The following is a 24,849-nucleotide window of genomic DNA, read 5'->3' as shown; positions in this document are numbered from 1 at the left end:
CAAAAGTATGATGTTGAAGTCTAATTAAACAATCAATAAGTATTAATTATCAATCAAAAATCAATCATCATGAAAAAATCAATCATGTTTTTAGGACTTGCCCTTGCTTTATCTTTTAACGCTGTAGCATCAAATAATACAACAGTAAAAGAATATGACCCACTATGTATTGCTATAAGTAAAAGTGATAACGCTACTGCAAAAAAAATTATTGAATACGGAGCTGATGTCAACGAGCGCTTTAATGGAATGACGCCATTGATGATTGCCGCTCGTTACAACAATGTGGAAATGGTTAAAATATTACTTGAAAAAGGAGCTGATATCACCCTAAAAGGCAGTCATGGATATACAGCGACTAAGTATGCCGAATTATCGAACGCCACACAAGCGCTTGAAATTTTAAAAAGAGCAAAAAAATAAAATTTTAGAGTTAGTTATAGACCATCGAAAGGATAAAAAATTATTTTTTATCCTTTCTTTTTTTTGCTTGTGTTTTAAGCATATTTCTATTTACAGAACCGTGTGTTTTTTTCTTTGTTTTTGAAGGGCCACCTAAATTTACTTTTGTGTTTTTCTTTGATTTTGCATGAAAAGCACCGTCATCGCTCAGTTTTACTTTTTTCATCAAAAACTTAATCACTTGCTTGTCTTTTTCAGGTCCAATTAAAAGGCTGGAAATTTCGACATTTTCTGGGAAAGTTATAACGGGGATTTCATAATTCATTAAAAGTTCCGCTTCCACTTTAAATTCTTGTTCACGAGCGGTTACGAAACTTAATGCTGTTCCCGTTTTATCTGCACGTCCTGTTCGTCCAATACGGTGCATATAAAGTTCGGGCATTTCGGGCATTTCAAAGTTAATTACATGGGTAATTTCTGAAATATCCAAACCACGAGCCATAATATCTGTTGTAATCAAACCTCTTAACAAATTATTTTGAAAATTTGCCATCGTGGTCAATCGGTAATTCTGCGATTTATTAGAGTGAATGACTCCAAATTCGCCTTCAAAATGAGGCTCGATACGTTCGTGTAACATATCGGCTATTTTCTTATTATTCACAAAAACCAAAACCCTTTGCATGGATTCATCTGTTTCTAATAAATGTTTTAATAAATTTATTTTGGTATTGAAATTGACTACGTCATAAGAAAATTGACTGATTTTTTCCAAAGGTGTTCCTGAAGCCGCAAGAGTTACTTCTTCTGGATAGTCAAAATAATCTTCTAAGATTGCATCAACTTCCTCGGTCATGGTTGCAGAAAATAAAATGTTTTGACGCTTGGCCTTCATCATTGCCAATATAGAAGTCAGCTGAACTTTGAAACCTAAATTAAGCATTTCATCAAATTCATCAATGACTAACTTTTGCGTTTCATCAAAACGAATCACACTATCTAAAGCTAAATCCATAACACGACCTGGAGTTCCCACCAAAATATCGATTCCTTCATTGACGTGTTTCTTTTGTGTATTGATATTGACACCTCCAAAAATACCTAAAGTCTTAACTGACATATATTGCGTCAATTTTTCTACTTCTGCCACAACTTGAACGACTAATTCACGCGTTGGAACAAGAATTACAATTTTTGGCGTATTGGTTGGTGTAAATTTATACAGTTTTAAAAGAGGCAAAAGATAAGCAAACGTTTTTCCAGTTCCCGTTTGAGCAATTCCCATCATATCCCGACCAGACATAATTGTTGCAAAAGATTTTTCCTGAATTGGAGTAGGAGTTATAAACCCTAATTCATCAATTGCTTTTTGTACTGATTTGGGAAGATTAAAATGTTCAAAAGTTTTCATTCGCTATTTTTGGGCAAAGATACACTTTTACAATTTAAAAATTTTTGTAGTAAAGTAGAAAATAATTACTTGTTAATGAGGTACTTGTAATGAATTCATAATTATTTTCAAGAATTATGAAATAAAAAAAAATGGAGCTATTAAGCTCCATTTCTATTATATTCTAATTTATGATTAAAACTGGTAACGAATACCTAAAGCGATATCTGGACCAAAGTTGTCATCTCTAAATTCTCCGTAATCTCCACCAAAATATAATTCTGGTCGAATATCAAGTGACAACATCAAAGGGATGTCAAAATTATATTCAATTCCTAAGTTTCCAGCAGCTAAGAAGTAAGATCCACTATCATCGTATCTATCGTCGAAATGTTTTTTATCAACACTGTAGCTACCTACACCACCACCAACTCCAGCATACCAGTTAAAACCGCCTTCAATATTCCAAACCCATTGGTAGAGACCTACTAATTTAAATGAATCATAATATTTGCTATTTCTCAAACCAAGATCTAATTCTAAACGGTTGTTGCTTCCTAATGCTCTCTGGTAAGAAATCTCAGCCCCAAAACCGTCATTGTCTCCTAAACGTAGACCTAATGCATTTTTACTGATTTCCTGAGCATTAGACGCAAATGCTAATCCAATTAACATGATTGCAGATAAAATTACTTTTTTCATAATTGTTTTATTAATGTTTGTCGTACAAATGTAGACCTTAAACCCACCCATTTATTGCAGGATTTAGTATTTACGTTACAACATTTTCATTGATACAAATAAAACAATACTTTCAAAATAATTTTAATTTAAAAATTCTTCAATTGTTGATGCACCTTCTTGTGGAATTGGTAAAGTAACACCCGCTAGCGAAAAGTCATTTAATGAATAATTTATTTCTGTTTTTGCATAAATCATTCCGGCACCTTCTGCATAATAGTGAGTTGAAACAATTACATCTTGCGATTCTAAAATAGAAACAGGCAAAGAGATGGTAGTTCCCGGAATGAGTACTTCAGTAGAAACTTTTAAGTTGACAACAAGTTTCATAACCTTCACATTCGTATAGGTTTCCTTACCTGGAACTGCGAAACTGCTTAATGATTCTTTGAAAGTAGATTTTAAAGTGTAATCGATTTTTAGAGGAAGTTCTTGTAAATCTTGTTCGATTGTCCCTGAAATCGCGTCAAGTTGTGCATTATTGGTAGCATCTTCTTTAAATATAACAAAATCAGTTACGTCAATATTTATAGGTAAAACATCTGCTAATGCAAGTCCGGTTGAACCTGATAAAAGTAACTTGGAACCATCAATACGGATGCTGTTATTATTTAATGAATTGGTATAGAAACCAGCCGGAACATCCTTGACCTTTAATTGTTTGTAAGTTTTACCGTTTAAAGTAGTTTCTCCACTTACATAAAGTGAATCTCGGCCTATTTCTGAGGCATCTAAATTGACATCATAAACCCAAGAAGAATTAGCCTCTAAAGGCAAAAATGAAGTGGGATTACTGCCTGAACTATCGTCGCTACTAGAGCATGAAGTCAAGGCAATAAAAAGTAATGCTGTACCAAAATATAATTTTTTCATCGGTTAAAGATTTAATTTTCAGCTAAAGTACTATAAAATTCATCAAATATTCAAATTGAATAACTGTTTCGTTTCCATTTCAAAATAATCCTCGTCTTTTTGTTTGAAATCTTCTTCATAGCGGTATAATTTCCATCTTTTTTTATTGTATTCTAAAGCAGTTAAATTTTCTATCCAATCACCTGAATTTAAGTACAGAGTAGCGCCATTTTTATTTTCTATTCTGTTTAATTTGGGTTCGTGAATGTGACCACAAATCACGTAATCGTACTTGTTTTCTATTGCTAAATCGGTGGCTGTAGTCTCAAAATCGGAAATGTGTTTGACGGCTTTTTTTACACTCGCTTTTATTTTTTTTGAAAATGAATAAGGCTCTTTTCCCATTTTTATTAAAAACCAATTTACCAACCGGTTCACTAAAATTAAATAATCATATCCCCATCCGCCTAGTTTTGCAATCCACTTTGAATGCTGAACGGATGCATCAAAAACATCTCCGTGAAAAAACCATGCTAATTTATCATCCAATTTAAGCACCAGTTTATCGAGAACGGCAAAATTTCCAATCGTCGCATCGCTGAATTTACGTAACATTTCGTCATGATTTCCAGTGATGTAGTAGACTTGAGTTCCTTTAGAAGCAAAATCAATTATTTTTTTTACCACTTTTAAATGCGACTTGGGAAAATAGGATTTTCTAAATTGCCAAATATCTACAATATCGCCGTTTAAAATTAAAATTTTAGGCTTGATACTTGACAAATACTGATGCAATTCCTTGGCGTGACAACCAAAAGTGCCTAAATGAACATCTGAAATCACGACTAATTCAACATTTCTCTTTTTCAATTTTTATTTATTTGAAGTTGTACAAAGTACGTAGAACGACGTGAATTGAATTTTAAATGAATGTTAAGAAAAAACACCAAAACGGCAATTTAAATGACTTATATGTAAAAAAAAGCCGGTATAAACGGGGTTCTTTCAAAAAATTAAAGCGTATTTTTTTATACGTTCCGCTAATAGTTTACATTTGCTTAAAACTACTAACAATGGCAGGAAATAGCTTTGGGACACTCTATAAATTAACGTCGTTTGGCGAGTCGCATGGCGAAGCTTTAGGAGGTATAATAGACGGATGTCCCGCCGGAATAACGTTGGATTTTGATGCTATTGCAAATGAAATGTTTCGGCGAAAGCCCGGTCAATCTTCAATAGTTACCCAACGAAAAGAGGACGACCAAATTCACTTTTTGTCTGGAATTTTTGAAGGAAAAACTACGGGAATGCCTATTGGTTTCACAATTTCTAATACCAATAAAAAGTCGAAAGATTATTCACACATAAAAGAGGTGTATCGTCCCAGTCATGCCGATTATGTTTACGAAAAGAAATACGGCATTCGGGATTACCGTGGTGGCGGAAGAAGTTCGGCTCGGGAAACCGTTTCTAGAGTTGTAGCTGGAGCCATTGCCAAACAAATATTACCTGAAATAAAAATCAATGCTTTCGTTTCGTCTGTAGGTGAAATTTTTATTGATAAACCGTATCAAGCATTAGATTTTTCAAAAATAGAGTCCAATGCGGTTCGTTGTCCAGACGAAGTTACCGCTCAAAAAATGGAAGATTACATCAAGCAAATTCGCAAAGAAGGCGATAGTGTAGGAGGGACGATTACTTGTGTATTGCAAAATGTTCCAATTGGCTTGGGTGAACCTGTCTTTGACAAACTTCATGCAGAATTAGGTAAAGCGATGCTATCCATCAATGCTGTAAAAGGTTTTGAATATGGGAGTGGGTTTTGTGGAGCGAAAATGAAAGGTAGCGAACACAATGATTTGTACAATCCAGATGGAACGACAAAATCCAATTTATCTGGCGGAATTCAAGGTGGTATTTCTAACGGAATGGACATCTATTTTAGAGTTGCATTTAAGCCTGTTGCCACAATTATGCAAGTGCAAGAAACAATTGATAACAAAGGAAATATAGTCGAAATGCAAGGTAAAGGACGACACGATCCTTGTGTTGTTCCACGAGCTGTTCCCATTGTTGAGGCGATGGCTGCTATGGTTTTAGCCGATTATTATTTAATAAATAAAACACAAAAATGAAGTTAGCTTTACACTGGAAAATATTAATAGGAATGATTCTGGGTTTATTGGTTGGAATCGTGATGAAAAACCTGCAAATGGTAGGCTTAGTAACGGATTGGATTAAACCTTTTGGCACTATTTTTATCAATTTATTGAAAATGATAGCTGTTCCATTGATTGTAGTTTCCTTAATTACAGGACTAGCTGATTTGAAAGATATTTCTAAGCTTTCCAAACTTGGCGGACGAACGGTGGGATTGTATTTATTTACCACGGTAACCGCCGTTTCCATAGGTTTATTGTTGGCTAATATCATCAAACCGGGTAGCTATATTAATGAAAAGTCAAGAGATACACTTTTAGAAAGTTTTACCGGCGATGCCAATGCGAAAATTGAATTGGCTGCTTCAGCAAAAAATCAAGGGCCGTTGCAGCCTTTGGTGGACATCGTTCCTGAGAACTTTTTCCAAGCGTTGACTGATAACGCAAGTATGCTGAAAGTAATTTTATTTACCATTCTTTTAGGCATCGGAATTATTTTGGTTGATGAAAAAAAATCGAAACCTGTTGTCGATTTTTTCAAAGGTTTGAATGAAGTTATTTTGAAATTAATTGACATAATTATGTTGGCCGCTCCAATTGGTGTGTTTGCTTTGATGGCTTCTTTAATGGTTGAAATCCCTGATTTCACAACGCTTGGTGCTTTATTAGTATATGGTTTAACGGTAGTTTTTGGACTTCTAATCATGACTTATATTGTTTATCCAGGTTTGCTTTATAGTTTTGCAAAAGTGGGACCTAAGCGCTTCTTTTCAGCGATTGCTCCTGCTCAATTATTGGCTTTTTCAACTAGTTCAAGTGCGGCAACTTTACCAGTAACTTTAGAGCGTGTTACAGAACATTTAGGTGTTGATGAAGAAGTTTCAAGTTTTGTTTTGCCTCTTGGTGCAACTGTAAATATGGATGGAACGAGTTTATATCAAGCCGTTGCAGCTGTATTTATCGCACAAGCGATGGGAATTCACCTTGATCTAACGACACAATTAATGATTGTTGTTACGGCAACTTTAGCTTCCATCGGTTCAGCTGCGGTTCCTAGTGCGGGAATGGTGATGCTTGTAATTGTTCTTGGACAAGCAGGAATCCCTGAGGCTGGTTTGGCATTGATATTTGCTATTGACAGACCTTTAGATATGTGTCGAACGGTGGTTAACGTTACCAGTGATTCCGCTGTTTCTGCAATTGTCGGAAATTCAGTTGGGAAATTGCGAAAGCCCGAGGATATTGTTGAAAGAGTTCTATAACAAAAATAAAATTATTTTAAAAAGTACCCTTACTGTTGTAAAGCCCTATTAAATCAATGCTTTATAAGGCTTGAACAGTTTTATACATCACTAGATGGTTTTCTTTTCTTTCAATAAGAAATACTTCGAATTTTTTTGGCACACTTTTAGAATACTTCATATTACTAACCAAAAAAACAAAGTATTATGAAAAATTTCTACACAATTTGTCTTTTATTATTAAGTATTGGGGTATTTGCCCAAGAAGCAGGTAAAGCGGGAGAACTTCTGAAAAATGAAGTTAAAGACAATGAAATCAATACCCAGCTCAATAGCCGACATGCAACTCAGAATAACAACGTAACACCAAAAGTAAAAAATAGAAAAGGAACTGAAACAGGACGTAGAAGTTCTAACAGCACTGATTACCGTTGGAATTACAATTATGGAAATGCAGAAGTGTTTTTAAGAATTCCCGAAAATGGTCGGTTTACTGTTGAAATTGGCGACCAAATGATGAGTAATGCTACTGGAAAGTTTCGGTTTTTTGAATTACCAGCAGGAAGTATTCCGATTTCAATTTACGATGATAATTTTCTAATTTACAGAACAAGACTGCTTTTGAGAAACAATACAAGAACCGTATTGGATTTCTTTTCAGATTACGGCTTGTATCTTTTAGGGAATTTCCCGCAACAAAACCAAGCGTATGGTGTGAATGAATGGGATGATATATGGAATAGTCCTTATATGAACCAACAAAACAACTGGAATGGAAACCAGAGTTATTACGGAAGTCAAGAGAATTACGGCACATCTGGATATTACGGGAATGTGATGAGTAACCAAGAATTTAGTCAATTGCTAAAAGCAATAAAACGGGATGCGGATTTTGATGATAGTAAGATTGGAATGATTTCAAGTGTTGCACAACATTCTTTATTTAATTCAGAACAAGTTTATAGTTTGGTAAAAACATTAAGTTTTGAGAAAGGTAAATTGGAAGTGGCGAAACAGCTTTATCCAAAATGTGTGGATAAACAAAACTTTTATCAAGTTTATAAAGCCTTTAGTTTTGATAGTTCTAAGCGCGAGTTGAGTGCGTTTATTTCGAACGGTTAGTAAAAAGGGGGAAACGAAAGTTTCCCTTTTTTTTGAATTAGTACTAACTATATTATTTCAAACTGTTCTTTAACAAATATTTGACTTTTTAAAATTCATGAGTTTAATGAAAAGAACTATGTTTGCTATCAATGAAAAAACTACCACTTTTTAATTTTCGATTTGTGCTTTTCGCAATCGTATTATTATTTTCACTTACCCCTTGTAAAGTGAAAGCATCGTGGTTTGAAACGTTTGGAGGGACCTACGAACAGACTTTAAATCAAAGTAAAACGACATCAAACTGCAATGCGGCTTCGTTTAGAATTGAGAAAGTCAGTAAAATGCAAGTTGTCGCAGCTGTAATTCCTAATTTTACAGATGTACAACTTACGTTATTAGGAAAAGAAAAAGTTATTGAAAGTCAGTTTTTTACGAAAGTGATATTATTACAACTCCCTCCTAAATACCTTCTTTATAAACAATTTAAATTTGACCTAGTGTAAAACTCCACACAAGGTCTTATTAAAATAGTATGTTTATAAAATAATTTCAAATGAAAAATACCTCTTTACTTCCTACCCAAAATTGGGCGGGACTTTTTACATTATCCATCCGTTTCGTAATTGGTTGGACTTACTTCTCTGCTTTTTGGCGTCGATTGGTTTTAGAAAACAAATTGGATCCTGAACAAGCAGGTTATATTGGTGAGAAATTCAATCATTTTCTACCGCATGCTTTAGGGATAAAACCAATGATTGAATTTTTAGTCACTAATCCGGACCATTTGTGGTATTCGATGGTTGCTTTTACAATTATTGAAGGAATTGTGGGGCTGTTTTTGATTCTCGGATTATTTACTCGTTTGATGAGTATTGGTGTTTTTATGCTTGCGATGGGCATTTTATTGGGTTCTGGTTGGATTGGCACCACTTGTCTGGACGAATGGCAAATAGGTGTTTTAGGAATTGCTAGTGGTTTTACTTTATTCTTCAGCGGAAGTAGTTATTATTCGCTGGATTACTATTTTATCAAGAAAAACTTCAACTTTACAAATGCGAAATGGTTCAAATGGTTGGGGTCAGGAGAATTGGATTTGGTAAATATTAAACCCATTGTTTTATCTGGTGCTTTATTTATTTTTGGATTGACTTTATATACCAATCAGTATTTTCACGGAGGCGTTTTTGGGACTTTGCACAATAAATCCGTGAAACCTAAAGTAGAAATTAGCGATTTTACGGTTACTGAAAAAACAATGAATTTCCAGCTGTATCGCGTAGAAGGAGTGGATGTGTACGGTTCTTTCCTAATTCAAATTGATTTATTAGATTCTGAGAATAGAGTGATTACTTCTTTGAACAATGATGAGCTGGCTGCCTTATCTTCAGATGCAATCCGAAATATTTACATTGCTAAAATTAAACCTGGAATCCACAGTTTGATTATTCCACTTGGTTCAAAAGCCGTTGTAACATTACCTGTTGATGAAAGCAAATTAGTGAAAGGACAGCAATATACTTTGAAACTAACAGACATTAGTGGAATTACTTGGACTGCCGAAACCGTTTATTAACTCTTTACAGTTCATCAAATCTTAGAATAAAAAAAAGGACTTATAAATTCATATAAGTCCTTTCTATATTTCTATCTAAAGAGAAATTTATCGCAAAGTAGCTCCAATTTCTGTTTCAAAATTCTTCTGTAATTTCGACATGATTTTGTCAATTTGCACATCCGTTAAGGTCTTAGAAGCGTCTTGAATGGTGAAACTTACCGCATATGACTTTTTCCCTTCTGGTAAATTGTTTCCTTGATACACATCGAATAAGTCAATCTTTTTCAATAGTGCTTTTTCCGTTTGTCTTGCAATTTTATATATGCTGTCAAATTGTACAGAGTCGTCTACTAATAAGGCTAAGTCACGGCGTACTTCGGGATATTTAGGAATTTCAGTGAATTTAATTTTTCCACCAACTAGTTTTAAAATAGCATTCCAGTTGAAATCAGCGTAGAAAACTTCTTGTTTGATATCTAAAGCTTTAGTGATTGCTTTTTTTATGGTTCCGAAGTCTACGATTTTCTCAGTACCTATATACAAAGCCATTCCTTCAGCAAAAATGTCTGAAGTAGTGGGTTGACCTTGTGTTTTTTGTAAACCAAAGCGAGATAAAACCGCTTCTACATAGCCTTTGAATAAAAAGAAATCACTTGCTTTTTGTGTATTTGTCCACGATTCTGGCGTTTTATTTCCGGTAACGAAAAGTGTCAAATGTTTTGGTTCTTCATAACCTGAAGGTAATTTATGATAGGTTTTTCCAAATTCATAAAACTTTAGATCTGTCGCACGACGGTTGATGTTGTAAGACAAAGCTTCTAATCCCGAGAACAAAAGCGACTGTCGCATAGAAGATAAATCACGACTCAATGGATTGAGCATGGTGATGTTGAATTCTTCTTTTAAATCCTCAGAAAGTTTGATGTAATCAGGTGACGTCAACGAATTCGCCATCATTTCATTAAACCCTAAACCTGTTAGTAGTCCACCCACAATGTTTTGCATTTTGTAATCTTCATTTCGAGGAGCCTTGGCAATAGAAGCATTTAATTTTTTGCTAAAGCTGATATTATTATAGCCATAAACACGTAAAATTTCTTCAATTACATCAATTTCACGTTGCACATCTACACGGTAATTTGGAATAATCAGTCCTAAAGCAACGTCAGAAACACTGTTGATTTTGATATCTAATGAAGCTAAAATCTTCTTAATGGTTTCTTTAGGAAGTTCTTCTCCAATTATTTTTGCTGTTTTATTGAAATTTAAAACTACAGAGTAATCCTCCATTTTTTTAGGATAAAAATCTGAAATATCCGAAGTGATTTCTCCACCTGCTAATTCAATAATTAAATTTGCGGCACGTTTTAACGCGTACTCTGTGATTGTTGGATCAATACCACGTTCAAAACGGAACGAAGCATCCGTACTAATGGTATGTCTTTTTGCTGTTTTTCTAACAGAAACAGGATTGAAATAGGCACTTTCTAAGAATAGTGTACTTGTATTTTCTTTTACGCCTGAATTCTTCCCGCCTAGGACTCCTGCAAAACACATTGGGCCGTTTTCGTCGCAAATCATTAAATCTTCTTCGTGTAACGTACGTTCTACATCATCTAAAGTTGTAAATTTCGTTCCTGCAGGAAGTGTTTTTACCACTACTTTATTTCCTTTGATTTTAGCAGCATCAAAAGCGTGAAGGGGTTGACCTAATTCGTGTAAAACGTAATTGGTGATGTCAACAATATTATTTTTAGGTGTAATTCCTATTGATTTTAATCGGTTTTGCAACCAATCTGGTGACGGTTTCACCGTAATTCCAGAAATGGTAACGCCGCAATATCTTGGTGCTAATTCAGGATTTTCAATTGAAATGTCCATTTTGAGAATGCGTTTGTCCACTCTGAAATTAGAAACAGATGGCGTGATGAATTCTGTTGTAATGTTTTTCTGTAGCATTCCCGCCCGTAAATCTCTCGCAACTCCCATGTGGCTCATGGCATCGGCACGATTTGGCGTTAAGCCAATTTCAAAAACTTCATCATTTTCAATATTAAATACTTGTGAAGCAGAAGTTCCGGGAATTAAATCTTCGTTCAAAATCATGATACCGTCGTGGCTGGTCCCTAGTCCTAATTCGTCTTCGGCACAAATCATCCCGTGGCTTTCTTGGTCGCGAATTTTTCCTTTTTTGATTACAAATGAATTTCCATCGGCATCATAAAGGGTTGTGCCAATAGTTGCAACAGGTACTTTTTGTCCCGCGGCAATATTTGCAGCTCCACAAACAATTTGTATCGGCGTTTCTGTCCCAATATCAACTGTAGTTACTTTTAAACGATCGGCATTTGGGTGTTGAACACAAGTCAAAACATGTCCCACAACGATTCCTTCTAATCCTCCTTTTACGGATTGAAATTTTTCAACACCTTCTACTTCTAAACCTAAATCGGTAAGTAAAGTGGAAGTTTGTTCAGAAGTCCAGTCGGTTTTGATAAATTGCTTTAACCAGTTATAGGATATTTTCATTTGCTTGTATAATTGTTTTGCGTACTAAAATTCGATTGCAAATATAATCATTGCGGATTGGAGTTGGAAACAATATTTGCGCTTTTTTGTTGAAAATGGATAGGTGGACCTATTGGGATTATTTATGTGAAACAAGTGTTGGATTATTAGGTTGGTGGAGGTGCTGGTTTATTTGCACGCATTATGAATTGCGTTTAGTTTGGCTGGTTTGGTATTGTTGGAATGATTTCGGTTGGGTTTCCATTATTTGGGAAATTATTCTTATCTTTGATTTTATTTCTTCCTGTTTTTATTGGTGGTATTGTGTTGGTATTGTCTTGATTACCTCATAATCATTGGACTTTATTTACTAATTACTTTTGTTGGTATTATAAAGTTATACTCCTTCATACCCCTTTAAAATACGTTATTCACTGCTAGCACATACGGCACTCATACGGCACTCATACGGCACATATACGGCACATATATGGCACATCTCCCTAGGAAGTACGTAGTAAGTATGGGATTAGGTGCGGGTAAGGTCGGGGATTAGTTGTTGCGTAGTTGACTTTTTTTCTTATTAGGATTTATTATTAGGGTTTCAAATTCAGTTTTTTTTGGGTAAATAGCATTAGTGATTTGATGCTCGTTTTTATCGTAGCGTTAAATTTTAAAATGTGATTAAATAATTTATTACATTTGTTTTTCACTGTAAATTAGTTTGTTATGGCTAGATTAAATGGAATTTTGGACATAGAAGGAACGTTGGGAGGACTTTCTTTTTATAAGGATAAAGCAACTGGGGAAACTTTTGTAAAAGAGTCAAAAGGAGGTCATACCTCTGAGAGTATCATGAATGATCCTAATAAAATTAAGATTAAGGAAAGTAATGCGGACTTTGGTTCTGTTGCAAAGGTTAAAAATTTGCTGTTGCTCAAGGTTAGTCAGCAGTTTCCTGCAAAATTACCTCGTGCTGTACATTCGTCTTTTTTCACTGTTTTGCGGTTGATTGCGGGTGAAGATTCGGTAAATACGGGCGGGAGTCGGTTAGTGTCGATGGGTTTGCAATCGGAAAAAGGGAAGCGGCTGTTGATGGATTTTCTGTTTTCTCCTGAAATGGGTGTGTATTCTTTGTTTCATGGTTTGCCACAAGTTGGATTGGTAGGGGGTAGGTGTAGTTTTGCCGGTTTGACGCTGGATACTTCCGTATTTCCTGCTGAGGCTACTCATGTTCGGGTGCACTATTTTGTCGTAGATTATCATATGGAGGATGGAAGTTTTGTTGCGTATTCGGCGGAGCAGGTGTTGCTGGATAAGGGTGATTTGCCTGCGGTTTTGCCTGATTTTGAATTGGATGGGTTGGTTGATTTGGGTGTTAATGGAGGGCTTCGGGTGGCTTATGTGCATGTGCAGTTTTGTAAGTGGTATGAGGGTGTTTTGTTTGATTTGAAGACTAAAGGGATGATTGGGGTTCGGTGTGTAGGGGTATTTACTTTGTAGGATTTTTATTTTGTAGGATTTTACCACGAAGGACGCTAAGTTTATTATTATTACTAGTGTTTTGGTTGTGATATAAGTTCGCTAAGGCGTTTCCCTTTTTTGGATTTGGTTTATATCTCGCAAAGACGCAGAGACGCAAAGGGTTGGGGCTGTTTACTAGGTTAGGACGATAAAATTGGATTGATTGGGGATGTAGTTCTGACGCAGGGGTCTTGCTTCGTTAGGGTGACAATACTGATTTATTTGTATAAATAGTTTCACCACGAAGGACGCTAAGTTTTATTATTAGTGTTTTGGTGGTGATTTAAGTTCGCTAAGGCGTTTCACTTTTTTGGATTTGATTTATATCTCGCAAAGACGCACCGCGAAGGACGCTAAGTTTATTGTTTATCACGAAGGACGCTAAATTTATTATTAATAGTGTTTTAGTGTTGATTTTAAGTTCGCTAAGGCGTTTCACTTTTTTGGATTTGGTTTATATCTCGCAAAGACGCAGAGACGCAAAGGGTTGGGGCTGATTTTGTTGGTAGGTTACTCGGTTGCGACGGCACAAATTTTTTATGGATTATTAGGTTGTAGTGGTGCTGTTGGAGTATTTTGGTTTGATTGGGGGTTGTGAATGGGATTCTCGCAAAGTCGCTAAGGCGCAAAGGGTTGGGGCTGTTTACTAGGTTAGGATGATAAAATTGGATTGATTGGGGATGTAGTTCTGACGCAGGGGTCTTGCTTGGTTAGGGTGAAAATACTGATTTATTTGTATAAATAGTTTTACCACGAAGGACGCTAAGTTTATTATTATTATTATTATTATTATTATTATTATTATTAGTGTTTTGGTGGTGATTTAAGTTCGCTAAGGCGTTTCACTTTTTTGGATTTGGTTTATATCTCGCAAAGACGCAGAGACGCAAAGGGTTGGGGCTGATTTTGTTGGTAGGTTACTCGGTTGCGACGGCACAAATTTTTTATGGATTATTAGGTTGTAGTGGTTCTGTTGTAGTATTTTGGTTTGATTGGGGGTTGTGAATGGGATTCTCGCAAAGTCGCTAAGGCGCAAAGGGTTGGGCTGTTTACTAGGTTAGGATGATAAAATTGGATTGATTGGGATGTGGTTCTGGCGCAGGGGGTCTTGCTTCGTTAGGGTGACAATAATGATTTATTTGTATAAATAGTATTACCACGAAGGACGCTAAGTTTTATTATTAGTGTTTTGGTGGTGATTTAAGATTGCTAAGGCGTTTCACTTTTTTGGAATTGGTTTATATATCGCAAAGACGCAGAGACGCAAAGGGTTGGGGTTGCTTTTGTTGGTAGCTTACTCGGTTAGGACGGCACAAAATTTTTATGAATTATTAGGTTGTAGTGGTTCTGTTGGAGTATTTTGGTTTGATTGGGGGTTGTGAATTGGATTCTCGCAAAGATGCAGAGACACAAAGGGTTGGGGTTGCTTTTGTTGGTAGTTTATTAGGTTAGGACGACACAAATTTTTTATGGATTATTAGGTTGTAGTGGTTCTGTTGTAGTATTTTGGTTTGATTGGGGGTTGTGAATGGGATTCTCGCAAAGTCGCTAAGGCGCAAAGGGTTGGGCTGTTTACTAGGTTAGGATGATAAAATTGGATTGATTGGGATGTGGTTCTGGCGCAGGGGGTCTTGCTTCGTTAGGGTGACAATAATGATTTATTTGTATAAATAGTATTACCACGAAGGACGCTAAGTTTTTTATTATTAATAGTGTTTTAGTGTTGATTTTAAGTTCGCTAAGGCGTTTCACTTTTTTGGATTTGGTTTATATCTCGCAAAGACGCAGAGACGCAAAGGGTTGGGGGCTGATTTTGTTGGTAGGTTACTCGGTTGCGACGGCACAAATTTTTTATGGATTATTAGGTTGTAGTGGTTCTGTTTGAGCCTTCTGCACTGTGCTCATTTGCTGTTTCGTCATTGCGAGGTACGAAGCAATCCTATTTACGAGGGTTTTAGGTGATGGGTGGAGGAAGTTCCAAGTTTAAAGTTTAAAGTTATTGGATGGTGTAGGTTTGATTGTAGTAAAGTATTTTACCAGGAAGGGCGCTAAGTTTATTATTTTTGTTAATGATTTGTTTGTGTAAGTAGTTTTACCACGAAGGACGCTAAATTTATTATTATTATTATTATTAGTGTTTTAGTGGTGATTTAAGTTCGCTAAGGCGTTTCACTTCTTTGGGTTTGGTTTTTGTCTCGCAAAGACGCAGAGACGCAAAAGGGCTGGGGTTGCTTTTGTTGGTGGTTTATTAGGTTAGGATGAAAAAAAATAATTAGGAATCAAAGACGGAGAGACGCAAAGGGCTGGGGTTGCTTTTGTTGGTAGTTTATTAGGTTAGGACGGCACAAATTTTTTATGGGTTATTAGGTTGTAGTGGTTCTGTTGGAGTATTTTGGTTTGATTGGGGGTTGTGAATTGGATTCTCGCAAAGACGCAGAGACGCAAAGGGGTGGGGTTGATTTTGTTGGTGGTTTATTAGGTTAGGATGGAAAAAAATAATTAGGAATCAAAGACGGATAGACGCAAAGGGCTGGGGTTGCTTTTGTTGGTGGTTTATTAGGTTAGGATGAAAAAAAATAATTAGGAATCAAAGACGGAGAGACGCAAAGGGGTGGGGTTGCTTTTATTGGTAGTTTATTAGGTTAGGGCGGCACAAATTTTTTATGGATTATTAGGTTGTAGTGGTTCTGTTTGAGTATTTTGGTTTGACTGGGGGTGGTGAATTGGATTCTCGCAAAGACGCAGAGACGCAAAGGGGTGGGGCTGCTTTTGTTGGTGGTTTATTAGGTTAGGATGGAAAAAAATAATTAGGAATCAAAGACGGAGAGACGCAAAGGGCTGGGGTTGCTTTTGTTGGTGGTTTATTAGGTTAGGATGGAAAAAAATAATTAGGAATCAAAGACGGAGAGACGCAAAGGGCTGGGGTTGCTTTTGTTGGTGGTTTATTAGGTTAGGATGGAAAAAAATAATTAGGAATCAAAGACGGAGGGACGCAAAAGGGGCTTGGTTTAAAATTGGAGCGTTGGGACTTTAAGGGGAATTTTATGGTTAATTTTCGTGGCTTGTTTTCTTAGCAGTTGTTTTCCAGATTAGATATGCAGTACAGGCGGAAAAGGCCAACCAGAATGTTGTGATTTGTTCGTTTGATAGGCATGGCGGGCAGTCCTCGCAGGGTAGACAGGGTTCGCATTTGGGTTGGTAGTAACAGTATATTAAAAATAATGTGCTTTCTACACTTATAAAAAACAGCGCATGACTTACTGCTTTTCTAACTTTTAGAAGAGCAAGTGCTGCTGCTAGAAGTATTGCTGTTGCGGTGCCTATCGTAATTGTAGCGGCTTTTGAAAGTTCAAAGTTGTGGGTGTTGCTGTACATCCCTTTTAGCCCCAATAGAAAAGCCAGCAGTATTGTAGCTGTTCCAAGTATTGATTTTTTTATCATTTGTTATTTGTAAAACTGTGGGCACTTTTTGCATTCTCGTCCCCATTGCCTGCATGTTTGGTTTGCGAAAGAAAGTTCTGCTTTTGTACTTTCAAAGGTAGTAAACTGTGTTCTTAAAACGGTTCGTGTTTGTTTTTAATTGATTGTGTTCTGATTGGAAATGTGGACGGCGTTGTCGTTATTTTGTGCATTATTGTTTTCGACGAGGGGCTGTATTCCTTACGCTTTGCGATTACGGGAAAGTGTAACCAAGTGGGGTGTGAGGTATCATTTTTGGAACAATTTAGCGCTAGATAAATATCTAAAAAAAATGAGGCAGCACCTGTTTATTATCTTTAAGAAGCTTATTGACTTTATATTTTTTGGAGTTTCTTTACTTGTGTTTAATGTGATTCCATTTGATACTAACTGGAAGGCTAACTGATAGTATCATAAATCCCATATAAATTTAGTAAAGAATACTGAGAGCCTAAAGATAAGATGACGTTAATCTAACTACTTATATAGTCATACTATATGTTTAAAATAAAGGCTTACTAGATTTTAAATCATTTTCTTTATAAATAATAACCTAAGTACGGTTTCCCTTAATCTATATTAGCTTGTTTTTTGTATTATTGTATTCAGATATATTTAGAATGACGATAAACTATTGCGATAACGCTAGTACAACAAAAAGGAGCTTCCTTTCTATTTAAAAATTTTTCGAAAAATACCCTCACTTCCCTTATCCACTTTTCTATTGGTGATGCTTCTAATAATGATTTCAATCAAAAAAGACAATATAAGAATACCCACAAACAAATACAAAATCGTATAAGATTCTTTAATGGAATACAGTAGAAACAACACAATTACCGCCAGCGTTGTGAGTAAAGCAGCCACCACTGCAACAACGGATGCTTTCGTTTCTTTTATAACTTTCAAGTGGCCCAAGTGGGTTACTGCATGAATGAACAGCACTGTAATTGAGCCAACAGCCGCTATTTGTAATAAATTCAGAAAGATAACCAGTAACGCTGTTAACAATACCGTTACTATTAAACCCTCTCTTGTTTGCCCAATTGGTTTAGCAAAGAAGCTAGGCAACTCCCCATTTTTTGCCATTTCATAAGAAATATTGGTGGCGGCATACAATACGGCATTGATGGAGGATGAAATAGCAAACAATGCGGCAATTGAAATAATGGTAAAACCAATGGCACCAAAAATAGGTTGAGCAGCTTCGGCCAACGCAAAGTCTTTAGCGTCAATTACCTGCTCCACTTCCAAGTTGCCAAAAACAGCAACTGCCAATGCCGTGTAAAGGACCATTGTAATGGCAATCGAAATAAAAATGGCTCTAACTAAGTTCTTTTCTGGATTCTCAATATCTTCAGCGGTATTGGTAATAATCCTAAATCCTTCGTAGGAAAAAAAGGTAATAGCAAGGCTAAAGAGTATTTTATTGGAGGAAGGATATAATGCCGGTGCCATTAATTCGGGTTTCATATTGATCAAACCTCCTGTGGCAATGACCACTAATATGGAAACGGTTATAATAATGGCTACATTCTGAAATTTGACGATTTTTTTTATTCCGAAATATTGCACAATACCCAATATGGTGAGTATCGATAGTGCAAATATATTGGTGTACAGCAATGACCCTTTAAAATCGAGTAGAGCAGCGGCATAACTGCCAAAAGCCTTTGCCAATAACGCCAACGACAACAGCGTTGCCAAATACAACATGATGCTTATCCCACCCGTAAAAATATTAATCCCGAAGGACTGGACTACATAGGCTACAATGCCACCAGCTACCGGATAACGTGCTCCTAATTTGGCTAAGGAGTACCCACTAATTGCTGCTACAATTCCTCCCAAAATAAAAGAAATATAAACCGCTTTACCTGCAATGGCTCCAGCCTCTCCCATTAGTGCAAATATTCCCGCACCAATCATAGCACCAACACCTATACCAACAGCCGACCACAGACTTATTTTTTTTGAAGAATCATTCATTTTTATAAGTGCTTAATGGGTTCTAGTTTGACAAGGTCGTCATTTATTCTTCGGCACGCCCTTTTTTGACGCTTATCATCTGATTTTTTAGGTAACTTCCTTTTTATGGGGTTTTTATATTTGTTGAAAATCAGTCTGGGAAAAAACTGTGTAGAAACGCTAGCAAAAACAGAAAATCATAACGCACAAAAACTGCAACTCTAGTTTTTTTTAAGTAGGCAACACGGCATTGGATTTCACCTCTTACCTCCATAATGCAATTCTACGACCTAAATCCCTTCGTGTGGCTTTGAATAGCTAAACCTCAACCATGCTGTTTTGTCAATCTGAATGCGTTTCTGATTCAATTTATGGATAAAAATAAAAGACTGTCCAATCAACGAGGTCCTTTCCTACACAATTTTCTAATCGTTTAATTAAAACCCCATTTTAAATTAGAAATTTCTCAACAACTTTGAAACGTTTTTTGTATAATTGTTATGCAAAAATAGCAACCACAAAATGAACCTTCCCTACTCAGATAATTTACCTATAAACAGACTTGCATCAGTATTTGGTAGCAAGTCTGCAACATATAAATTTTATTGGCTAATCGCTTTAGTAGAATTGGTTGAAGAGGGCACTATTGAAATTCCTAAAAAGAAAATATTCGCACGAATGATAAGTAACTCTTGGTACACCATCAATTATTTTCACATTTCATTCGGCAAACAAGATAAATTTCAAACAGCAGTTGAAACAATTCGTCAAGTGGAAAATTTGACCATTGATGCTAAGAAACACAATATCGATTCTTGTTTAGAAAACTCACAAAATAAAGAAACGCTAAAGCAATTATTCCACTTTGATAAAAATGTCCCTCATTGGTTTTTATCCGCTTGGTTTCCCAAACAAGATAGAAATACAATCTATGCTTCCTCCACAGCATTTGAGAACGATTGTTTGTATGCGTTACACAAAGAACATATCACGATAAATCCGCTTTGGATAAATTATCTTAAGTTGAACGCTAAAATCCTAAAAGATTTTTGTTACTGGAATTTAGCGTTATTTCTGCAAACAAGAAATCCAAACGTTCCTGATATTCCTAATAAATTAATAAAACCCGCTACTAGAAATAGCTTAATCAAGCAAACCAATGACTATTGGAAAAATGTATTCAATAAATTGGGATATATAGAGTGTATTTTTTCGGGAACAAAATTATACTTTGACGAAAAGAACTTCGCAATCGACCATTTCATTCCTCACGCATTTGTTTCACACGATTTAATCTGGAATCTAATCCCTATTGAGAGAAATATAAATTCAATTAAAAGCGATAATCTTCCTTCATTTCATAAGTATTTCGATAAGTTTTATGAATTACAGAAGAACGCCTTTGAAATCAATAAAAAGCACAACCCAAAGAGTAAATATATGGAGGAATATTTAAGCATTTTTCCAAATATTGATACGTTTGAAAAACAAATGTTTTCGAATACAATTCAACCATTAATTACCATTGCCAATAACAACGGATTTCCTTTCATGAATGAGTAACCAAAACCAAAATAGTCATTTAACTGCAATAGAAAGAACTTCTCTTTCCTATCCCGCACGAATACTAATTACCCAAAAAAAAATTAAAGGAAAAGTATTAGACTTTGGCTGTGGCGTTGGAAAAGATGTTGAATTATTAAAAGAAAAAGGATTTGATATTGCAGGATATGACCCCTTCTACTTCCCAGAGTTTCCAACGGAGAAATACGATACCATCTTGTGCTTCTATGTGCTGAATGTACTACTTCTAGAAGAACAAGCCGAGGTATTGATGAATGTTTCACATCTCCTCAAACCAACAGGGAAAGCCTATTTTGCAGTCCGCAGAGATATTCAATTCGAAGGATTTAGAATGCACAAAATACATAAAAAAGAAACCTACCAATGCATCATTAAATTACCTTATGTCTCTGTTTACAAGAATGAAAATTGTGAAATATACGAATACGAATCGTATACCTCGTTACATAAAGGCAATACCAATTTAAGCCCTTTTTTAATTGGTGAAGAAGGTCGAGAATTAATCGTCGAAACAGCTACTGTATTCTCTTTTTACGACAAATTTCCCGTATCCGAAGGTCATGCCTTGATTGTGCCTAAAAGATTAGTTTCTAATTATTTCGACTTAACCTTAAAAGAACAGACAGCTTGCTGGATTGTAGCCAATAAGGTGAAATCTATTCTTCAAGGAAAATACAACCCGGACGGTTTTAATATTGGAATAAATGTCAATGAAGCCGCAGGACAAACCGTTTGGCACTCCCACATTCATATTATTCCAAGGTTTAAAGGGGATGTTGAAAATCCAAGAGGAGGAATTCGAGGAGTAATTCCTGGTAAAAAAGAATACTAATTGAAAACAAAAACAACAATTTTAATCGCATTAATGCCCAATCATAAAGATTGGCAAATTGCTAATGAACAAACATGGTATAGAATTCCTGTAAATAATGCTCCTAAAATAATAAGCGAAAACAGAGCTACATATATTGCATTTTATTTTCCTGCAACTTTTGGAGAAAAAAAGAAATGGAAAGTATCGCATTATGCAAAAATAAAATCAATAAATGAAATAGCAAGAAAAGAGTTGTTTATCAATGAACCTCTAAATACTAAATCAGATAAGTTATATTATAAAGTATCTTTCGAAAAAATGGAAATTTTACCTAATCCTTTCATTAGTAGACGTGGACATAGATTAATATTTATAAGTACTACAGAGAAAAAGTTTTTTTCAGGATCTACTGATTTCAATACCTTATTTCAAAGCAGTTTTTTAGAAAATAAACTAGAAACACTAATTGATGACATGCAGGTAGAATACGAAAGAGAATGGAGAGAATATGTCAATGACAGAAAATTTTATTATTTAGATTTTGCCATTTGGTGTAAAAAAGGAGCTGTCAATATTGAATGTGATGGCGACAAGTTTCATATGGAAAATAACAATGTTCACTTAGACAAAACACGTAATAATGAGCTAGAAAGTTATGGCTGGTCAGTACTTCGTTTTACTACAAAACACATTACAGAGGAAAAAAATCACATTAAAAAAACTGTTTATCAAACAATAAAAGAATTAGGAGGTGCACTAAAAGTTTCTGAACCTGAGCAACCCTATTTGCCTAAAAATAAAGACGATATTCAATTAGGATTATTTGAATAATGTAAAATTTACTCGCAAATAAAAATTATACCACCTCACACTCCAATACCCTAACTGATGATAAAAAAAACCAATAATATCCAACTTTCTAAAAAGGATTACAAACAAAGATTCAAGTTGACAATACGAATTTCAACTATATAAGATACGATATTAATTACTTGAAAACGATATTGAAATTATTGAAGGAATTGACATTAAACCTTCTTTTTATAGGTTTAATAAGTATCGAAAGAAATAAATAAGTACAAGTTTACGGAATGATAAATGCGAGACAAAGAATTCGACTGAAAAAATCGATGAAAATTATAGATGGACTGAAAAATTTAAATAATTAACTATTTGACAAATGCATAATATAACTCTTATCTTTACTATCCATTCGGAAAACGGACAATGTAATTCTGACGCGTTATTTAAAATCTATAAACCTAGAGGTTCTTTTTGATGAAATTCCGCCCCATTTTTCTGATAGGTATTATAACGAAAAGCCCATGTTAAATAACTTTAGAATTAAAATGCATCAAAAATTACAAACAAAGGTATACTATTAAAATTTTACCTGTCGGTATTGATATAAACCAAAATGTCTAAACAACAAGTCGAAATCTTCTTCCTGTTTCCTACATTATCGCGCCCTCGTCACCTCGAGTGATTTTTAAGTATAAAAACGTTAGTTTTTATACTTAAAAATTGTATCGAGAGCTATCAATGACACCATGCAATTCCTTATAAAATCCTTGAATAAAACCAGCCTTTTCCACATTGACAAATACATCCGACTCCGAATCGAAAAAAGGCAATAAGTCCAGAACAGTGCTGTTAAAACGGTTCCATATACCCGTAATTTCAATACTGTGATACACTGCCAATCCCAAAAACAATTCCAGATCGTGGCAGAATTCATCAACATAATAAAGTTTCTTATATACATACACCTGAAACATCAAAAGCAATAATTGGTGCATGTTTGCTTTTGGCAACAAAGTCAACGCATCAGCAGACCCACTGTTCGTTTCTAAAAACACCAGCATTTTTTCATAGGTATCTTGCATACGATCGTAATAGAGTTCAAGATCATCATAATACTGGTCTACCTTATTGGTCCAATGAAAATCAGGGGCATAGGGGTCTTTCTTGTATATGCAATTGGAATCCATGATTTTATTTATAAAAAAAGACTGTACAGAAAAAAGCAAATGTTGGGTGGCTATTTTTGAAACAACCATAAAGCTGCACTGGTAACTTCTCTCAGGCAGTTGCGTTTCCATAAGTAAACGTACCTCTTTTCCGGTCAGCTTAGATTCGGGTGCAACAAACACAATCAAAAAGTAATGCCGCTTGATGGGTCCTGCTACTAAAAATTCTCTGGTGTGAAACACATACAGTTCTTCAATTCGCGGTTCTTGTGCAACCACCGATACAAGATGCTGAAGTTCTGGCTCGTTAGTAACATATTCCGGCAAAGCCAAAGTCGGTAATGGCTTTCGGTCTTGCAAGGCCTTCAGGTGATGCAGAACCAATTCTACCGCGTCTTGCAGTTGTGAAAGCAATAGCAGCGTGGCATCCCACCAAGAATCCAAGAAGTAGCTTTCCTCTTCATAGTCGGCATACATACGATCCAATAAAAAAAAGCGGTCCTTATCACGCAAGAAAAATCGTTTGGTAAAAGGCAAAACTAACCCCAACTGCAACACTCTTTTTCGTAAAGAAAGGCTAGGGAAGGCGGTACCTATTGCCAGCTGCTCCAGCACGCCTAAGTGATAACCAACAGCTTTACCGTAAAAATACCCGCCGCCCACTGGGAAATTGGTTTGAGAGGGTGTAATTAATCCGTTGATGAAGCCCGTGACACTGGCGTGTCGCTGCCGATACACTTCGTGTTGCTTGCTTTCGGTATACCCACTAAAGGAAAAATCATCTGCACCATACACTAACTTTTCCTTAATACAATGCACACTCAAAAAAAGCGTACCCTCTGCTTCATGTGCCGTAAGGCCTTCAGTATCCAGAAATACAAACACGGCTTCGTTCGCTTCCAATAGTTGTTGTACGGATGCTAATTTCCGGAGTTTTTTAATCTTTTTAGCATCGTTCAGATGCACGACGACCAAAGTCAGGGATCGGGTAGGCACCACACTACACCATATGTGCAGGACTTCTTTGTGGTTTTTTAATTGGTCAATCAACTTGTCTGTGGCAAAAGTTCGTTTTATTATTGGCGCCTTTTCTGAAAGTAATTGTTTCATACTAATGAAGGGTTAAAAATGAATAACTCAAAATAGGAATGTCTGTTGTGAAATAATCTACGAGTCCAACCACCTCATTGGCAATGATTCGTATGCTATTTCTATGGTAAAGTTCTATAACCTAAAAAGGATAAACTATTCGAAAAGGGGATATAAAAGGAGAAGAGTAGGCTTTTTTACCGCAGCAACAGGCTTGAGTAAATAGTTTTTTAAGTAATTTAAATTCAGACACATATGAGTTTTAATACTTTTTTAATAAGCCGCATCTACGTCGTATCTGGCCCAGCTACATTTTACCTATACAATAAAAAGCCCTCCTTTACGGGAAACCGTAAAATACAACGCATATCATTGTTTATTTTTACGAGATGCATAGGATGCAATGAAAAACAGGTGTTTTTACGGGTAGGTATTTTAGTTAAAAAACGCTAGGTTTGGGAAGATTATAATTTAAAAACAAATTAAGGA

The 24,849-nt window shown here is 35.6% G+C and carries 18 protein-coding genes; 10 read left to right on the top strand and 8 right to left on the bottom strand.

Annotated elements, in window-relative coordinates; translation table 11 throughout:
* The first annotated feature begins 69 nt into the window (after window positions 1-69).
* Window positions 70-423, top strand: coding sequence for an ankyrin repeat domain-containing protein (locus ACQ5J2_RS14270; protein WP_432671130.1), 354 nt, complete (start codon window positions 70-72; stop codon window positions 421-423).
* A gap of 40 nt (window positions 424-463) precedes the next feature.
* Here ACQ5J2_RS14270 and ACQ5J2_RS14265 read toward each other — a convergent pair whose 3' ends face one another.
* The 4 genes from ACQ5J2_RS14265 to ACQ5J2_RS14250 all read right to left on the bottom strand — a co-directional run bounded on the left by ACQ5J2_RS14265 (window position 464) and on the right by ACQ5J2_RS14250 (window position 4,255).
* Entirely contained in the window at window positions 464-1,813 is a 1,350-nt protein-coding gene (locus tag ACQ5J2_RS14265; protein ID WP_432671129.1) for a DEAD/DEAH box helicase, read from the bottom strand.
* 174 nt (window positions 1,814-1,987) lie between these two features.
* Window positions 1,988-2,494, bottom strand: a complete 507-nt coding sequence (locus ACQ5J2_RS14260) for a hypothetical protein (protein WP_432671128.1) — start codon at window positions 2,492-2,494, stop codon at window positions 1,988-1,990.
* Window positions 2,495-2,617: 123 nt separating this feature from the next.
* Complete coding sequence (locus ACQ5J2_RS14255) at window positions 2,618-3,406, bottom strand: hypothetical protein (RefSeq protein WP_432671127.1); 789 nt, start codon at window positions 3,404-3,406, stop codon at window positions 2,618-2,620.
* A gap of 42 nt (window positions 3,407-3,448) precedes the next feature.
* Window positions 3,449-4,255: a UDP-2,3-diacylglucosamine diphosphatase gene (locus ACQ5J2_RS14250; protein WP_432671126.1), complete on the bottom strand. Its 807-nt coding sequence runs from the start codon at window positions 4,253-4,255 to the stop codon at window positions 3,449-3,451.
* Window positions 4,256-4,458: 203 nt separating this feature from the next.
* On the opposite strand from ACQ5J2_RS14250, the gene aroC reads away from it, so the two are divergent.
* The 5 genes from aroC to ACQ5J2_RS14225 all read left to right on the top strand — a co-directional run bounded on the left by aroC (window position 4,459) and on the right by ACQ5J2_RS14225 (window position 9,462).
* Window positions 4,459-5,520, top strand: coding sequence for a chorismate synthase (gene aroC, locus ACQ5J2_RS14245; protein WP_432671125.1), 1,062 nt, complete (start codon window positions 4,459-4,461; stop codon window positions 5,518-5,520).
* The gene (locus ACQ5J2_RS14240; protein WP_432671124.1) at window positions 5,517-6,806 is read left to right on the top strand and encodes a dicarboxylate/amino acid:cation symporter; all 1,290 of its coding nucleotides are present in this window, start codon (window positions 5,517-5,519) and stop codon (window positions 6,804-6,806) included. Before aroC ends, ACQ5J2_RS14240 begins: the two co-directional genes overlap by 4 nt.
* Before the next feature lie 186 nt (window positions 6,807-6,992).
* Window positions 6,993-7,907 (top strand): DUF4476 domain-containing protein, encoded by a 915-nt coding sequence (locus ACQ5J2_RS14235; RefSeq protein ID WP_432671123.1) that lies wholly within the window; start codon window positions 6,993-6,995, stop codon window positions 7,905-7,907.
* A 131-nt stretch (window positions 7,908-8,038) separates the two neighbouring features.
* Window positions 8,039-8,392: a hypothetical protein gene (locus tag ACQ5J2_RS14230; RefSeq protein ID WP_432671122.1), complete on the top strand. Its 354-nt coding sequence runs from the start codon at window positions 8,039-8,041 to the stop codon at window positions 8,390-8,392.
* 50 nt (window positions 8,393-8,442) lie between these two features.
* Window positions 8,443-9,462, top strand: a complete 1,020-nt coding sequence (locus ACQ5J2_RS14225; RefSeq protein ID WP_432671121.1) for a TQO small subunit DoxD — start codon at window positions 8,443-8,445, stop codon at window positions 9,460-9,462.
* 87 nt (window positions 9,463-9,549) lie between these two features.
* Here ACQ5J2_RS14225 and pheT read toward each other — a convergent pair whose 3' ends face one another.
* Window positions 9,550-11,973, bottom strand: coding sequence for a phenylalanine--tRNA ligase subunit beta (pheT, locus tag ACQ5J2_RS14220; RefSeq protein WP_432671120.1), 2,424 nt, complete (start codon window positions 11,971-11,973; stop codon window positions 9,550-9,552).
* A gap of 708 nt (window positions 11,974-12,681) precedes the next feature.
* Between pheT and ACQ5J2_RS14215 the strand changes: the two genes are divergently transcribed.
* Complete coding sequence (locus ACQ5J2_RS14215; RefSeq protein WP_432671119.1) at window positions 12,682-13,455, top strand: hypothetical protein; 774 nt, start codon at window positions 12,682-12,684, stop codon at window positions 13,453-13,455.
* 3,069 nt (window positions 13,456-16,524) lie between these two features.
* Here the strand turns inward: ACQ5J2_RS14215 and ACQ5J2_RS14210 are convergent.
* Together ACQ5J2_RS14210 and ACQ5J2_RS14205 are read right to left on the bottom strand one after the other, a co-directional pair.
* Entirely contained in the window at window positions 16,525-16,917 is a 393-nt protein-coding gene (locus ACQ5J2_RS14210; protein ID WP_432671118.1) for a hypothetical protein, read from the bottom strand.
* Window positions 16,918-17,607: 690 nt separating this feature from the next.
* A complete protein-coding gene (locus tag ACQ5J2_RS14205) occupies window positions 17,608-18,924 on the bottom strand; it encodes an APC family permease (protein ID WP_432671117.1) in 1,317 nt (438 codons plus the stop codon).
* Between the two features lie 501 nt (window positions 18,925-19,425).
* Between ACQ5J2_RS14205 and ACQ5J2_RS14200 the strand changes: the two genes are divergently transcribed.
* From ACQ5J2_RS14200 to ACQ5J2_RS14190, 3 genes are read left to right on the top strand one after another with little or no spacing between them, the layout of a single operon-like run.
* Window positions 19,426-20,466: an HNH endonuclease domain-containing protein gene (locus ACQ5J2_RS14200; RefSeq protein WP_432671116.1), complete on the top strand. Its 1,041-nt coding sequence runs from the start codon at window positions 19,426-19,428 to the stop codon at window positions 20,464-20,466.
* Window positions 20,459-21,319, top strand: coding sequence for a bifunctional class I SAM-dependent methyltransferase/HIT family protein (locus ACQ5J2_RS14195; protein WP_432671115.1), 861 nt, complete (start codon window positions 20,459-20,461; stop codon window positions 21,317-21,319). Before ACQ5J2_RS14200 ends, ACQ5J2_RS14195 begins: the two co-directional genes overlap by 8 nt.
* Entirely contained in the window at window positions 21,320-22,132 is an 813-nt protein-coding gene (locus ACQ5J2_RS14190) for an endonuclease domain-containing protein (RefSeq protein ID WP_432671114.1), read from the top strand.
* A 686-nt stretch (window positions 22,133-22,818) separates the two neighbouring features.
* Here the strand turns inward: ACQ5J2_RS14190 and ACQ5J2_RS14185 are convergent.
* Window positions 22,819-24,381 (bottom strand): hypothetical protein, encoded by a 1,563-nt coding sequence (locus ACQ5J2_RS14185; RefSeq protein ID WP_432671113.1) that lies wholly within the window; start codon window positions 24,379-24,381, stop codon window positions 22,819-22,821.
* Between the last annotated feature and the right edge of the window lie 468 nt (window positions 24,382-24,849).

Origin of the sequence: Flavobacterium sp. SM2513 (assembly GCF_050908145.1) — a bacterium.
Taxonomy (GTDB): Bacteria; Bacteroidota; Bacteroidia; order Flavobacteriales; family Flavobacteriaceae; genus Flavobacterium.
This window is presented reverse-complemented; position numbering and strand designations above follow the sequence as displayed.